The 14,465-nt window shown below is 68.9% G+C and carries 14 protein-coding genes; 9 read left to right on the top strand and 5 right to left on the bottom strand.

The genetic code is table 11. The features are described 5' to 3' along the window. The first annotated feature begins 31 nt into the window (after window positions 1–31). Window positions 32–1,057: a nicotinate-nucleotide--dimethylbenzimidazole phosphoribosyltransferase gene (cobT, locus tag TSH64_RS27480; RefSeq protein WP_109449953.1), complete on the top strand. Its 1,026-nt coding sequence runs from the start codon at window positions 32–34 to the stop codon at window positions 1,055–1,057. Window positions 1,058–1,093: 36 nt separating this feature from the next. Here cobT and TSH64_RS27485 read toward each other — a convergent pair whose 3' ends face one another. The 4 genes from TSH64_RS27485 to TSH64_RS27500 all read right to left on the bottom strand — a co-directional run bounded on the left by TSH64_RS27485 (window position 1,094) and on the right by TSH64_RS27500 (window position 4,704). Continuing rightward, complete coding sequence (locus TSH64_RS27485; protein ID WP_109449955.1) at window positions 1,094–1,663, bottom strand: hypothetical protein; 570 nt, start codon at window positions 1,661–1,663, stop codon at window positions 1,094–1,096. 22 nt (window positions 1,664–1,685) lie between these two features. Then, the gene (gene dapE, locus TSH64_RS27490) at window positions 1,686–2,834 is read right to left on the bottom strand and encodes a succinyl-diaminopimelate desuccinylase (protein WP_109449957.1); all 1,149 of its coding nucleotides are present in this window, start codon (window positions 2,832–2,834) and stop codon (window positions 1,686–1,688) included. A gap of 137 nt (window positions 2,835–2,971) precedes the next feature. Beyond that, window positions 2,972–3,814: a 2,3,4,5-tetrahydropyridine-2,6-dicarboxylate N-succinyltransferase gene (gene dapD / locus TSH64_RS27495; RefSeq protein WP_109449959.1), complete on the bottom strand. Its 843-nt coding sequence runs from the start codon at window positions 3,812–3,814 to the stop codon at window positions 2,972–2,974. Window positions 3,815–3,936: 122 nt separating this feature from the next. Beyond that, a complete protein-coding gene (locus TSH64_RS27500) occupies window positions 3,937–4,704 on the bottom strand; it encodes a pyrimidine 5'-nucleotidase (RefSeq protein WP_109449961.1) in 768 nt (255 codons plus the stop codon). Window positions 4,705–4,939: 235 nt separating this feature from the next. Here TSH64_RS27500 and TSH64_RS27505 point away from each other — a divergent pair, with 235 nt between their 5' ends. The 4 genes from TSH64_RS27505 (at window position 4,940) to TSH64_RS27520 (ending at window position 9,458) form a co-directional block, all read left to right on the top strand. Beyond that, window positions 4,940–6,679, top strand: a complete 1,740-nt coding sequence (locus TSH64_RS27505) for a sensor domain-containing diguanylate cyclase (protein ID WP_109449963.1) — start codon at window positions 4,940–4,942, stop codon at window positions 6,677–6,679. Beyond that, on the top strand, window positions 6,676–8,004 hold the full coding sequence (locus TSH64_RS27510) for a DUF2336 domain-containing protein (protein ID WP_109449965.1): 1,329 nt from the start codon (window positions 6,676–6,678) through the stop codon (window positions 8,002–8,004). Before TSH64_RS27505 ends, TSH64_RS27510 begins: the two co-directional genes overlap by 4 nt. A 31-nt stretch (window positions 8,005–8,035) precedes the next feature. Next, window positions 8,036–8,668, top strand: a complete 633-nt coding sequence (locus tag TSH64_RS27515; protein ID WP_109449967.1) for a hypothetical protein — start codon at window positions 8,036–8,038, stop codon at window positions 8,666–8,668. A gap of 145 nt (window positions 8,669–8,813) precedes the next feature. Continuing rightward, window positions 8,814–9,458 (top strand): hypothetical protein, encoded by a 645-nt coding sequence (locus TSH64_RS27520; protein WP_109453083.1) that lies wholly within the window; start codon window positions 8,814–8,816, stop codon window positions 9,456–9,458. A gap of 39 nt (window positions 9,459–9,497) precedes the next feature. Here the strand turns inward: TSH64_RS27520 and TSH64_RS27525 are convergent, their stop codons facing one another. Continuing rightward, window positions 9,498–10,850, bottom strand: coding sequence for a pentapeptide repeat-containing protein (locus tag TSH64_RS27525; RefSeq protein ID WP_109453085.1), 1,353 nt, complete (start codon window positions 10,848–10,850; stop codon window positions 9,498–9,500). A 333-nt stretch (window positions 10,851–11,183) separates the two neighbouring features. Here TSH64_RS27525 and ffh point away from each other — a divergent pair, with 333 nt between their 5' ends. The 4 genes from ffh (at window position 11,184) to trmD (ending at window position 14,445) form a co-directional block, all read left to right on the top strand. Then, window positions 11,184–12,569: a signal recognition particle protein gene (gene ffh, locus TSH64_RS27530; RefSeq protein WP_109453087.1), complete on the top strand. Its 1,386-nt coding sequence runs from the start codon at window positions 11,184–11,186 to the stop codon at window positions 12,567–12,569. 61 nt (window positions 12,570–12,630) lie between these two features. Next, window positions 12,631–12,987: a 30S ribosomal protein S16 gene (gene rpsP / locus TSH64_RS27535; protein WP_042704821.1), complete on the top strand. Its 357-nt coding sequence runs from the start codon at window positions 12,631–12,633 to the stop codon at window positions 12,985–12,987. 76 nt (window positions 12,988–13,063) lie between these two features. Beyond that, entirely contained in the window at window positions 13,064–13,639 is a 576-nt protein-coding gene (gene rimM / locus TSH64_RS27540) for a ribosome maturation factor RimM (protein WP_109449969.1), read from the top strand. Further along, window positions 13,636–14,445 carry a tRNA (guanosine(37)-N1)-methyltransferase TrmD gene (gene trmD / locus TSH64_RS27545; protein ID WP_109449971.1) on the top strand — a complete coding sequence of 270 codons (810 nt, stop codon included), beginning with the start codon at window positions 13,636–13,638 and terminating at the stop codon, window positions 14,443–14,445. Before rimM ends, trmD begins: the two co-directional genes overlap by 4 nt. Window positions 14,446–14,465: the final 20 nt, after the last annotated feature.

Raw genomic sequence — 14,465 nt, forward strand, 5'->3', positions numbered from 1 at the left:
CGTTTTTGGCGCTCACCCCTCAGGACCGATCATGAGCAACCAGCAGCCCGCCGTCACCTTCGAGGAAATCCGCGCGCTCGTGCGCAACCTGCCCGGCCCCGACCTGGAGGCCGGCACCGCGGCCCTCCAGCGCGAACGGCAGCTGACCAAGCCGGCGGGCTCGCTCGGCCGGCTGGAGGAGATCGCGCAGTGGATGGCGACCTGGCAGGGCCAGCACCCGGCCGAAGCCCGCCGCCCGCGCGTCGCCGTCTTCGCCGGCAACCATGGCGTGGCCGCCCGCGGCGTCTCGGCCTATCCGGCCGAGGTGACGGTGCAGATGGTCGCCAACTTCCAGAACGGCGGGGCGGCGGTCAACCAGCTCTGCGAGGTGGCCGACGCCGACCTGCGCGTCTACGAGCTGGACCTGGAGAACCCGACCGCCGACTTTACCCAGGGCCCGGCCATGGGTGAGGAGGAGTGCTGCCGCACCATGGCCTACGGCATGATGGCGGTGGAGATGGGCGTCCAGCTGCTGTCGCTGGGCGAGATGGGCATCGCCAACTCGACCTCGGCAGCGGCGCTCTGCCTCGCGCTGTTCGGCGGCGAGGCGGCCGATTGGACCGGCCGCGGCACCGGCATCGACGACGACGGGCTCGCCCGCAAGATCGCCGCGGTCGAGGCCGGCGTCGCCGCCAACCCGCAGGCCAAGGACGACCCGTTCGAGGCGCTGCGCTGCCTGGGCGGCTACGAGTTCGCCGCCATCGTCGGCGCCATCCTGGCCGCCCGCGTCGCCCGCGTTCCGGTGCTGCTCGACGGCTTCGCCTGCACCGCCGCCGCCGCGGTGCTCTACAAGGCCGACCGCCGCGCGCTCGACCATTGCATGGTCGCCCACCGCTCGGTCGAACCGGGCCACAGCCGCCTGATGCAGCTGATCGGCAAGGAGCCGCTGCTCGATCTCGGCATGCGGCTGGGCGAGGGATCCGGTGCGGCGCTGGCGATCAACATCGTCAAGTCGGCCGTCGCCTGCCACGCCGGGATGGCAACCTTCGCCGACGCAGGCGTCAGCACGCAGGGGTGATTGTGGAGTCGGGTGTCGTGAGGGCTTCCGTGGCCCTCACAGCATCCCGTCCGCCAGATCGCTGATCGCGGCCGACAGGAACAGGTCCAGCATCACCAGCGCGGCGGCGGCAAGACCCGACAGCGACAGGGCGGTGCGCAGGACGAACCACTGGTAGGTCAGCATCGCCATCATGACGCCGAAGACGAGCGCTTCGGACACGCCCGACGGCAGCAGGCCGGCGGCGGACAACAGGATGGCCGGCAGATAGATCGCCATCTGCACAACCGCCGACCAGTTGTAGGCGGCGAGCGCACCGGGATAGAGCTGCTCCTTGCCCAGCAGAGACGCGATGCGGAACAGGGCGAGCGGGAAGGCGGTCCAGCTGACCACATAGGCGATGCCCTCCACCGTCACCAGTTGCAGGACCGGCGTGCCGTCCAACTGGTCCCACAGGCGGATCGCCAGCAGCAGCGCATAGGCCGGCAACACCACCAGGGCAGCGTAGAAGGAGTTCAGCGCGCCGTCGGGCGTGCGGTCGAAGAACTCCATCCCCGTCCGGTCGAAGCGGGCCAACCGCCAGGCGCCGGTCAGTGCGGACAGGATGGCGGGAGTGGTCAGCGGCATCGTGGTGTCCCGGTCAGACCTCTCACCCGGCAAGGCGCGTGAACACGCCCTTCAGGATCGACTCGTAGATGGCGGTCAGCTGGCGCAGATCCTCCACCGAACAATATTCATCCACCTTGTGCATGGTCTGTCCGACCAGCCCGAATTCCACCACCGGGCAGACATTCTTGATGAAGCGCGCGTCCGACGTGCCGCCGGTGGTCGAGTATTCCGGCCGGCGCCCGGTCACCCCCTCCACCGCCTCGGCCACCAGTTCGGTCAGCGGACCCGGCGGGGTGACGAAGCTGTCGCCGGAGCAGTAGACCTCCAGCTCATAGGCGCCGCCGACGGCATCGAAGGTCCGGCGCAGCCACGCCTCGATGCCGGCCGGGGTGTGGGCGTCATTGAAGCGGATGTTGAAGGTCGCCTTGCCCTGGGCCGGGATGACGTTGGTCGCCGTGTTGTCGACGTCGATGGTGGTCAGCGCCAGGGTAGAGGGCTGGAAATGCGCCGTGCCTTCGTCCATCGGGTCTTCGGTGATGGCGGCCAGCATGCGGACCAGCCGCGGCAGCGGGTTGTCGGCCAGATGCGGGTAGGCGACGTGGCCCTGCGCGCCGAACACGGTCAGGAAGCCGGTCAGGCTGCCGCGCCGGCCGATCTTGATCATGTCGCCCAGCGCCTTGGGGTTGGTCGGCTCGCCGACCACGCAGGCATCGATGCGCTCGCCGCGCTCGGCCATCCACTCCAGCACCTTGCGGGTGCCGTTGATCGCAACCCCCTCCTCGTCGCCGGTGATCAGCAGGCTGATCGAGCCGGCGGGCGGACCGTCCTCCAGCCGACGCGAGACGGCGGCGACGAAGGCGGCGATGGCACCCTTCATGTCCACCGCACCGCGGCCGAACAGGCGCCCGCCCATCACCTCGCCGGCGAAGGGATCGACGGTCCAGCCGCGGTCGCCCGGCGGCACCACGTCGGTGTGGCCGGCGAAGCAGAAGTTCGGCCCCTCGGTGCCGAGCCGGGCATAGAGGTTCTCGACCGGCTCGGTCCCCTCCTGCTGGAAGCGCAGGCGGTGGCAGGTGAAGCCCATCGGCGCCAGCGCCGCCTCCAGCACGCTGAGCGCACCGTCGTCGCGCGGCGTGACGCTGGGGCAGCGGATCAGATCCTGGGCGAGGGCGACGGGGTCGATGGTCATGCGGCTCTTTTCCAACCGGCCCGGCCTCCGCCGGTCGTCATCCCCGCGAAGGCGGGGATCCAGGTGCAGGGCCGGAATGCTGTATGCGACGCCTGGACCCCCGCCTTCGCGGGGGTGACGCTTGGTCTATTGGCGGATCAATCCCGCAGCAGGTCGTTGATCGCGGTCTTGGAGCGGGTCTTCTCGTCGACGCGCTTGATGATGACGCAGCAATACAGGCTCGGGCCCGGCGTGCCGTCGGGCAGCGGCTTGCCCGGCAGCGAGCCGGGGACGACGACCGAATAGGCCGGGACGCGGCCCATGAAGATCTCGCCGGTGTGGCGGTCGATGATCTTGGTCGAGGCGCCGATGTAGCAGCCCATCGAGATGACGGCGCCTTCCTCGACGATCACGCCCTCGACGATCTCCGAGCGGGCGCCGATGAAGCAGTTGTCCTCGATGATGACGGGATCGGCCTGCAGCGGCTCCAGCACGCCGCCGATGCCGACGCCGCCCGACAGGTGGACGTTCTTGCCGATCTGGGCGCAGGAGCCGACGGTGACCCAGGTGTCGACCATGGTGCCGCTGTCGACATAGGCGCCGACATTGACGAAGCTCGGCATCAGGATGACGCCGGGGGCGACATAGGACGACTTGCGGGCGATGGCGCCGGGCAGGGCGCGGAAACCGGCGTTCTGGAACTGGCCTTCGCTCCAGCCCTCGAACTTCGGCGGCACCTTGTCGTACCAGGAGGAGCCGCCGGGGCCGCCGGGGATCATCTCGTTGGCGTTCAGGCGGAAGGACAGCAGCACCGCCTTCTTCAGCCACTGGTTGACCTTCCAGCCGTCCGCGGTCTTTTCCGCGACGCGCAGATCGCCGGCGTCCAGCGCGTCCAGCGCCGAATTCACGGCGTCGCGGACCGAACCGGTGGTGGCGGTGGTGAGATCGGCGCGGTTTTCCCAGGCGGCGTCGATGGTGGCTTGCAGGCTGGCGTGGCTCATGGCGCGGTCGTTCTGCTGTCGATTGTCCAAGGGACGGCACCATGGAGCCGCATCGCCGCCCCTGTCAACCATACCCGCGGCCGGCATCGGCCGGTTTGCGACAAAGCCCCCGGACTGCCCCCTCAAACCCCCGCCACCGCCGCCAGCCAGGAGGGCAGGTCGTCGACGGTGTGGTCGATGTGGACACCGGCGCCGACACCGGCCTTCTCGTATTCCTTCTCGCCGCGGACCCAGACGGTGGTCATGCCCAGCGCGTGTGCGGGGGCGAGGTTGCGGGCGATGTCCTCCACCATGCAGGCGTCGGCCGGATCGACGCCGTGGTGTTCCACCAGCGTGGCATAGGGGCGGGGATCGGGCTTCGGCACGAAGCCGCCGGCGGCGATGTCGAACACGGCGTCGAACCGGTCGAGGATGCCGAGCCGGCCGGCGACGTTCTCGGCATGGCGGACCGAGCCGTTGGTGTAGATGATCTTGCGGCCGGGCAGCCGCGCCAGCGCGTCGGCCAGCAGGGCGGAGGGCTGGACCCCGGTCACGTCGATGTCGTGGACATAGTCCATGTAGGCGACCGGATCGACGTCATGCTCCATCATCAGGCCGCGCAGCGTGGTGCCGTATTCGCGGAAGAAGTGCTTCTGCCGCACCCGCGCCTCGTCCATCCCGATGTTGAAATGGGTGGCGATGAACTCGTTGATCCGGAGGTCGACCTGGGCGAACAGGTTGCAGGACGCCGGATAGAGCGTGTTGTCGAGGTCGAAGATCCACACGGCGCGGTTGCGCAGGGCGGCGAGGGGATGGGGCGCGGAGCCGGAGGTGGAGCCGGTCGTGAAACCGGTCGTGGAGCTGGGCGCCGGAGCGGCGGCCCTGTCCTGGGGGGAGGTCGGGACGGTCATCCCACAAGAATGGGGCCGCCGCCGTCCGGCCGCAAGGCGCTTCACATGGTCGCAGGCGCGCAGCCGCCCTTTGGCCAAGCCGACGCTATGGGGAGTCTCCCGCGTCGTTGGTTGATTGAAGATTAACCCCTAAAGAGGTAGCATGGACCAGACCTTGTAATGGTTTACAGCCAAAGGTTTCCGCTCCGCCTGCCTCGTGGCCCGCAAGCCTCGTGGATTGCCCTCTGGGATTGCCGTGGACCTTCTTCTGACCACCGGTACCTCTGCCACCGCTTCCGCCGCCACCGGCGGCCAGACCGGCCCCGTGCCATTGGTCGCGCTGTATCCCGGCCCGGCCCTGCGGCTGGATTCGGCGCTGGCCGTCGCCGAAGCGAATGCCGAGGCGGAAGACATGATGGACAGCGATCCGCGCTGGCTGCCGGAGTTGCGCAACTGGCTGTCGGCCTCCAGCGTGGCGCCGGGGCTGCGCTCGGTGCCGGTGGAATCGCTGCGCGGGATCATGATCGTCGAATGGGCCGGCGTGCCGCTGCCCGACGGCGGGTTCCTGCTGCTGGGCCGCGACGACACGCTGGAGCGCCAGCTGCGCCACACGCTGACCGAATCGCGGCGGCGCTACAAGGATCTGGTGGAGGTCTCTTCCGACTTCGCCTGGGAGACCGGGCCGGACGGCACCTTCGTCTTCGTCAGCCATAAGGGTGCCTTGGGTTATCCGGCCGACGCGCTGATCGGCCGCGACCCGCGCAGCTTGGCGCTGGAAGAGGCGGAAGACCTGCCGATGCCGTTCGACTGCCGCCGGGCGATCGACCAGACGGAGCTGTGGCTGAAGAGCGCCGACGGCACGCCGGCCTGCGTCGTCGCCTCCGCCCTGCCGCTGTTCGGGGTGCAGGGCGACTGGATCGGCGCCCGCGGCGTCTGCCGCGACGTGACCGAACAGGTGCTGCGCTCCAACGAGCTGGCGCGCATCCGGAACCGTGAACGGCTGCTCGGCCACATCGTCCATACCCTGCGCGACAGGCTCGACGCCGCGGAGGCGCTGGCCGTGGCCGCGACGGAAACGGCGCGGGCGCTCAGCGCCGACGGCTGCCGCATCTATCGGGCGGAGGAGGGTGCGGCCGGCGGCAATGGGGGCAGCCGTGTCGTGCTGTCGCTGGTGGCGGAGTTCGGCGCCAAATTGCCGGGCGTCGGCACCGCCCTGCTCGACCGCATCGCCAACAGCGAAGGGCTGGTGACCGACCGGCTGGGCGACGTGCAGCTGATCGGCGAGCGGACGGAGTACCGGCAGGCGGCGAACGGCGCGCTGCTGGTCTGGCGCGCCGGCGATTCCGAGCCGTGGGACGAAGACGACCGCCATCTGATGTCGGGCGTGGCCGACCATATCGGCATCGCGCATGCCCATCTCGCCTACCAGGAGCGGCTGCGCCGCCTGTCGGAGCGCGACGGGCTGACCGGACTGTTCAACCGCCGCACCTTCTTCGAACGGCTGGAGGAGTCGATCTCCCGGCCGGACAGCGGGCCGTCGGCCCTGCTCTATGTCGACCTCGACAATTTCAAGGCGGTCAACGACCTGCATGGCCACCAGCAGGGCGACGCGGTGCTGAAGGCCATCGGCACGCTGCTGAGCACCGGGGTGCGGCCGGGCGACCTGCCGGGCCGCCTCGGCGGTGACGAGTTCGTGTTGTGGCTGGGCCGCACCGACGAGGCGAAGGCCCGCATCGTCGCCGAACGGCTGCTGAACGGCATGCGCGATCTGGCCCACCTGTCGGCCAGTCCCGAGAAGCCGCTGGGCCTGTCGATCGGCATCGCCGTCCACACCCCCGGCCGCGGCGAATCGGTGCGGGAGTTGACCGACCGGTCCGATGCCGCCATGTACGACGCCAAGAAGAGCGGCAAGGGCCATTTCGCCCTGGCCCCCGCCTATCGGGCGGCCGCTCAGGCATCCTCCTCCGATGTTTCCGCCGCGGAGCCTATACCGTGACCCCGCCCGCCAATCCGCGTCCCGAAACCCTCGACCCCGCCGACTACGAATCCGCCAAGCGGATGGTGCAGAGCGAGGATCCGGCGGTTCGCCGGAAGGTTGCCGAGCATCCCAAGACCCGGCCGGAGCTGCTGTATTTCCTTGCCGCCGATGCCGCGGCCGAGGTGCGGCGCGCCATCGCCACCAACGCCGGCACGCCGCGGCAAGCCGACCTGCTGCTGGCCAAGGACCGCGAGGTCATGGTGCGGCAGGCGGTGGCGCGGAAGATCGCCCGCCTGCTGCCAGAGCTGTCGGCCGATCAGGCGATGCAGATCGAACGGCTGACGGTGGAATGCCTGGAGACGCTGGCCCGCGATCAGGCGACGGAGGTGCGCGGCATCCTGGCCGAAGCGCTGAAGGACCTGCCCAACGCGCCGCACGGCGTGATCAACCGGCTGGCCCGCGATGTCGAGCTGTCGGTCTGCGCGCCCGTGTTGCAGCATTCGCCGATCCTCACCGAGGAGGATCTGACCGACATCATCATGAAGGGGCCGGTGCGGGGCGCGATGACCGCCATCGCCAGCCGGCACAACGTCACAGCCTCCGTCGCCGACGCCATCGCGCGCTCGGACGACGAGGCGGCGGTGACGGCGCTGCTCGGCAACCCGTCGGCCCAGATCCGCGAAGAGACGCTCGACCGCATCCTCGATCAGTCGCCGCAGCACGAACCCTGGCATTCGCCGCTGGTCCGCCGACCGCGGCTGCCGGCCCGTGCGGTGGCGCGGTTGGCCAGCTTCGTCGCCGACAAGCTGCTGAAGGTGCTGCAGGATCGCGATGACCTCGACCCCGACGCCACGCGCGGGCTGGTGGAGGCGGTGCGCCAGCGGGTGGGGCAGGCAGCCGGCGCACCGCCCGGCCTGCCGCTCGGCCCGGTCGATTTCGGCGAGGAGGCCGTCGGCGGTGCCGCCGCCGGGCCGGAGAAGCCGGTCGAGCGTCCCGGCGACAAGGCGGCACGCCTGAACAAGGAAGGCAAGCTGACCGAGAAGCTGATCGAGGGCTCGATGGTGGAGGGCGACCGCGGCTTTGTCATGGCCGCCTTGGCGGAGCTTTCGCAGATTCCGCTGCCGGTGGTCGACCGCATCGTCGCCACCCATGCGCCGCGCGCCGTCACCGCCCTGGTCTGGCGCGCCGGGCTGACCATGCGCTTCGCCCGGCAGGTTCAGTTGCGGCTTGCCCAGATTCCGCCAAAAACAGCGCTTAATGCTCGGGACGGCACGCACTATCCGATGACCGATGAAGAGATGCGCTGGCAGCTCGAATTTTTCGGCGTCGAGGAGAAGGCGTGACGTTTTCCCCCCTGTTCGGGTTGTCTCCGGTATGCGTGTCGCCTTTCTCGCCTTCTTCTTCGTCCTGATCGCCGCCGCCACCAGCTTCGCCGCCCCGCCGCGCGAAACGCCGGAGGAGCGCGAGGTCGCAGCCACCTTCGACGCCGCCCGCACGGCGCTGTCCGAGAAGCGTGGGTCGGCGGTGATCCCGCTGCTCACCCGCAATTCGGTCAAGACGCTGGAGTCGGTGCGCGACGCCGCCCGCCAGCCCGGCGATGCGCCCCTGCAACGGCTGGAGCCGGCGGAGCGTTTCGCCGCCATGGGGCTGCGCCGCTATCTTGGCCCGGCGGACCTGCGGCGCATGTCGGTCGGCGACATCGCCAACCATGCGCTGAAAGCCGGCTGGCTCGGGCCGAACGTCATCTCCCGCAGCGCGCTGGGGCCGGTGCGGGTGAAGGGCGACCGGGCGTCGGGCCTGCTGATGGTCGACAACCGGCCGGCGCTGGTTCCTGCCGATTTCGTCCGCGAGGGCGGGGCATGGCGCATCGACCTCGCCAGCGTCTTCACCTTCGGCGGCCAGATGCTGAAGGGCTTCGCTGCCATGGCCGGCAAGGACGAAACCGCCTACATCGGCGAACTGCTCGACCGGCTGCCGGCCAAGCCGGGAGCGATGAAGGTGCAGTGATCCGGAAGCGGTTCTTCCATTCCCTTCATCCACCCTCTTTTATCCAGCCTCATTAATCCCTCCGCCCGCATCCATCGGTGCGATTGCGGCGACTCCGACGATTGCGTAGACTCGCGCCCGCTTCCACCAAGTGTTGGCGCCGACGATGACCGCACCGGAAGAGACCGCTTCCTCACCGACCCCCGGCCGTGCCGTGCCCTGCGGCGCCCGGTTCCGTGCCGCCGTTCTGGAACTGGCCGCCGCCCGCGGGGCAGCAGTGCCGATGCTTGTGGCCGCCGCCCTGCTGCTGGCGCCGAAGGGGGGTGCCGATCCGGGCCTGCGCGACCCGGAGGGGGAGGCGCTGCTGGAGGTGGGGGAAACCGACGCCAGCGACGGCACGATCCGCAAGGCGCTGGCCGCCGCCCTGGCGCTTGCCGGCCCCGGTGCGCGCATCCTGCCGGGCGAGGATGTCCGCCGGCTCGAAGCCGCGGTGGAGACGCTGGGCTATCGCAACAAGACGCTGGCCCACGCGCTGCAACGCCTGTCGTTCCAGCCACTCGACGGCCGCATCACGCAGGTGCGCGACGCCGCCCAGCTGTTCGGTTTCGTCAATGAATGGTGCTTCGACGAGGATCAGGTCCGGCGGCGCTTCCGCGAACTGGCGCCAGTCTATCACCCGGACACCGGCATCGTCGCCTGCCGTGAGCGGATGGGCCAGCTGATCGACGCCCGCAACCTGCTGGTCCGCCATGTCCGCAGCGTCTACGGCTCCGGCGACTGGATGGCGCAGCGGGGCGGGCCCTCCGTTTAAAACTTCGGCCGCCTGAATTCGGAGTCCTGAACCGACCGCTCAGCTGGCCAGCCCGATCGCCTCCTCGACGATCGCCTGGTCCATGGTGGCGCCGTCCAGCACCGCACCGGTCAGGTCGGCACCGGTGAGGTCGGCTTCGCTGAGGTTGGCGCCGCTCAGGTCGGCACCGGCGAGATTGGCGCCGGAGAGGTTGGCCTTGCGCAGGTCGGCCTTGCACAGCAGCGCCATGCCGAGCCGGGCGCGTTGCAGGTTGGCCCGCCAGACATGGCCGCTCATCGTCTGGATATGGACGGGGCCGAGCTGGGCGCCGGTCAGGTTGGCGCCGGTCAGGGTGGCGCGTTCGAAATTCACCCCGCGCAGGTCGGCCTTCGACAGGTCGGCCTTGCGCAGGTCGGCCAGCGACATATCGGCTATCGCCATGGCGGCACCCGACAGGTTGGCGCCGCGCAGCGCGATGCATTGCAGGATCGCCGCCGACAGGTTGATCCCGTCCAGCCTGCGCCCCGACAGGTCCAGCGCCGACAGGTCGGCGCGCTTGCCGGCCTTGCCGCCGCTGTCGATCCAGCTCAGATGCTCCATCAGCATCTCGCGCAGGTCGTCCTCCGGGTTCTCCAGCGTCTTTGCCAGCACCGCCGCCTGGAGGTTGGGCGAACGCATCTGCGCCGCGTCCAGAATGGCGCCGATCAAGGTGGCGCCGCTGAAATTGGTGCGGTTGATGGCGCAGCCGGTCATCACCGCCCCGGACAGCCGGGCGCCCGACAGGTTCGCCTCCGTCAGGTCGGCGTCGGTCAGGTCGCAGCCGGTCAGGTTGGATCCGGTCAGGTTGGCGCGCATGAACTTGGTGCCGCGCAGGACGGCGTCGGTCAGGTCGGTCTGCATGACGAAGGCGTTGGCGATCTTGGCCCGCGACAGGTCGGCGCCGCGGATGGTCGCCGCCGTCAGTTCCGACGTCAGGACGGAATCCTCATATTCATGGGCGTACATCTCGCCGCTGGAGTCGTAATGCAGCAGCGTGCCGTCGCGCAGGTCGACCTCCACCAGCGTCGCCTCGCTCAGCACGGCGCCGCGCAGGCAGGCGCCGCGCAGATCGGCCCGGCGCAGATCCGCCTTCTCCAGGTTGGCGAGCCGCAGGTCGGCGGCATAGAGGTTGGCGTTGGCGAGGTTGGCGCCGGTCAGCCGGGCGCTGAACAGCTTCGCCCCCGACAGGTCGGCGTCGGACAGGTCGATGCCGGACAGATCGAGGTGCGACAGGTCGCGCATCTTCAGGTTGGCGCGCACGCCGCCGGGCTGGCTTTTGCGGAATGCCTGGTGCCGCAACAGGATCGCGTTGAGCTGGCTCTGGGTCAGCTTGGTTCGCGGGCTGTTGGACCCAAAGCCCTGGGCGGACGACATCGCCGGCATACCTTCTCTATTTGGTGACTCATAATCCGAAAGAGTCGCCAAAATTTGGTTAAGGGTTGATGGCTTGTGACAAGCTTGGGGCCGATAACCGCCTCCGGGCAAGGCAGACGTAAGGACGACAGCAAAAGACCGACTGTGGCGGTTGACTCGGCCTGCCGGCTTCTCTATGGTCCGCCGACCTGTCTTCCGCAAAGCCGATAGACCGGGTACCCCGGCCCAACGCCGGGTATCTCCGCCAGTCCGCGAAATTCGCGCACTGGCGCTTTCGTGCTTGTGCGGGTGGCGGCCCTGACGCTGGACCCGGAACTGGGGAACGAGTATCGCATGTTCGAAGGCCTGACCGGACGCCTGGGCGACATCTTCGACAAGCTGCGCCGCCGTGGCGCGCTGACCGAAGAGGACGTCTCCGCCGCACTGCGCGAAGTTCGCGTGGCGTTGCTGGAGGCTGACGTCGTTCTGCCCGTCGTCAAGCAGTTCGTCACCCAGGTGAAGGAACGCGCCGTCGGGCAGGAGGTGCTGAAGTCGGTCACCCCCGGCCAGCAGGTCATCAAGATCGTCCACGACAACCTCGTGGAGATGCTGGGCGAAGGCGCCGAGATCAACCTGAACGCCGCCGCCCCGGTGCCGATCCTGATGGTCGGCCTCCAGGGTTCCGGCAAGACCACCAGCACCGCCAAGATCGCGCTGCGCCTGAAGACGAAGGACCGCAAGAAGGTCCTGATGGCCTCGCTGGACGTCCGCCGTCCCGCCGCCCAGGAGCAGCTGAAGGTTCTCGGCGAGCAGACCGGCGTCGCCACGCTGCCGATCGTGCCGGGCCAGGACCCGGTCGCCATCGCCAGGCGCGCCATCGAGACCGGCCGTCTCGAAGGCTATGACGTCGTCATGCTCGACACCGCCGGCCGCCTCGCCATCGACGAGGAGCTGATGGCGGAGGTCGCGGCCGTCCGCGACGCGACCAAGCCGGTGGAAACCCTGCTGGTCGCCGACGCGATGACCGGCCAGGACGCCGTCACCGTCGCCACCAATTTCAACGACAAGGTCGGTATCACCGGCATCGTGCTGACCCGCATCGACGGCGACGCGCGCGGCGGTGCCGCCCTGTCGATGCGCCAGATCACCGGCAAGCCGATCAAGCTGCTGGGCGTCGGCGAGAAGATCGACGCGCTGGAGCCCTTCCACCCCGACCGCATCGCCGGCCGAATCCTCGGCATGGGCGACGTGGTGTCGCTGGTGGAGAAGGCCGTCGAGACCATCGACAAGGACGAGGCCGAAAAGCTCGCCCGCAAGATGGAGAAGGGCCAGGGCTTCGACCTCGACGACATGGCGATGCAGCTGAAGCAGCTCCGCAAGATGGGCGGCATGTCCGGCCTGATGGGAATGCTGCCGGGCATCGGCAAGATCAAGGACCAGCTGAAGGACGCCAACGTCGACGACGGGATGATCAAGCGCCAGGAGGCGATCATCTCCTCGATGACCAAGGCGGAACGCAAGAACCCCGACCTGATCAAGGCTTCGCGCCGCAAGCGCATCGCCGCCGGTTCCGGCACCTCGGTGCAGGAGGTCAACAAGCTGCTGAAGCAGTTCGAGACCATGCGCGGAATGATGAAGCAGGTGCAGAAGCTTGGGAAGAAGGGGATGCTGCGCGGCGGCCTCGGAAACCTGCTGCCGAAGGGACTCGGCGGCTTTGGCGGCAAGGGGCCTTTCGGCTGACCTGACCGCCTCTCGAAATCACCCGATACCTGTTTGACTTGAGAAGAGAAAGTTTCGACCAATGGCTTTGAAGATTCGTCTGGCTCGCGGTGGTGCGAAGAAGCGTCCGTTCTACTCGATCGTCATCGCGGACGCCCGCAGCCCGCGTGACGGCCGCTTCATCGAGAAGATCGGCACCTACAACCCGATGCTGCCGCGCGAGCATGAGCAGCGCATCATCCTGAACGCCGAGCGCGCCAAGCATTGGCTGTCGGTCGGCGCCCAGCCGACGGACCGCGTCGTTCACTTCCTGGCCACTGCCGGCCTGGTCGAGAAGCCCGCCGTCCGCGAGACCCCGAAGAAGTCGGCTCCGAAGGCCAAGGCGCAGGAGCGTCTGAAGGCCGAGGCCGCCGCTGCCGCGGCTGCCGCCGAGGGCTGAGGTTGGGTCTAAAGGTAAGGTCGGGCCGGTTGGCCCGCAGGGTTGAGGTCGTGACGACGTGCCGGGTGCTCCTTCGATGACCGCCAAAATCTGTGTCGGCCAGTTCGCGGGATCGCACGGCGTGCGAGGGCTGGTGAAGCTGCGCAGCTTCACCGCCGAACCTGCCGACGTCATGACCTACGGCCCGCTGTCGGACGAGACCGGGACCCGCCGGTTCACGGTGACGCTCCAGGGCATGGTCAAGGACAACTTCCTGGCCAAGGTCGACGGGGTGACCAGCCGCGAACAGGCGCAAGCCCTGGCCGGTGTGCGGCTCTATGTGGAGCGCGGCGCCCTGCCGGCGACGGAGGACGAGGACGAGTTCTACCATGCCGATCTGATCGGCCTGCGTGCGGAACTCGCCGACGGAACCGTCTACGGCACGGTGAAGGCGATCTACGACTTCGGCGCCGGCGACGTGCTGGAGATCAGGACCGCAGGCGGGCCTTTGGAGATGCTTCCCTTCTCCAAGGCCTGCGTGCCGGTGGTCGATGTCCGGGGCGGCCGCATCGTCGTCGACCTTCCCGCCGTGATCGAGGCCCGCGAGGACTCCGGTGACGAGGCGGAGGAGGGTGAAGAGGACGGAGACCGGAGCGGGGAGGAGGGGCCGTGAATCACGGCGCCGACGGTCCGCGGGTCTGGACGGCCAAGGTTCTGACGCTGTTCCCGGAAATGTTTCCGGGGCCGCTCGGCCACTCGCTGGCGGGCAAAGCGTTGGAAAATGGAGTCTGGGCGCTGGAATCGGTGGACATTCGCTCGTTCGCGCGCGATAAACACCGCTCCGTCGACGAGACCCCCTTCGGCGGAGGGGCCGGCATGGTCATGCGGCCCGACGTGCTGGACGCGGCTTTGACTGCGACGGCGGGACCTGTGGGGGCACCGGGACGCGGCCGGGCGATTTATCTGTCGCCTCGCGGACGGGTGCTGAACCAGGAACTGGTCAAGGAGCTGGCCGCCACCCCGGTGGTGACGCTGCTCTGCGGCCGGTACGAAGGGGTGGACCAGCGGGTCCTCGATGCGCACGGCCTCGAAGAGGTCAGCCTCGGGGATTTCGTGCTGTCCGGCGGGGAGCTCGCCGCGCTCAGCCTGATGGATGCCGTGGTGCGCTTGCTCCCCGGTGTCATGGGTAATGTTGAGACGGCGGGCGAAGAGAGTTTCGAACGGGGGTTGCTAGAATACCCCCACTACACCCGGCCGGCGGTCTGGACCGACGGACAGGGTGTGGAGCGCACGGTGCCGGAGGTTCTGCTGTCCGGTCACCATGGGAAGGTCAAGGCCTGGCGGCTGGCCGAGGCGGAGAAGATCACGGAGGCCCGACGGCCGGACCTGTGGTCGCTCTACCAGGCGAGCCGTCCGGTAGTAACTGTTACGAACAAGGGTCGGCGGCAGGCTCGCCGGCGCGACCCGAAACCGGAGTGACGGTCCGCCGCGAGGCGCGC

Origin of the sequence: Azospirillum sp. TSH64, assembly GCF_003116035.1 — a bacterium.
In the GTDB taxonomy this organism is placed as follows: domain Bacteria; phylum Pseudomonadota; class Alphaproteobacteria; order Azospirillales; family Azospirillaceae; genus Azospirillum.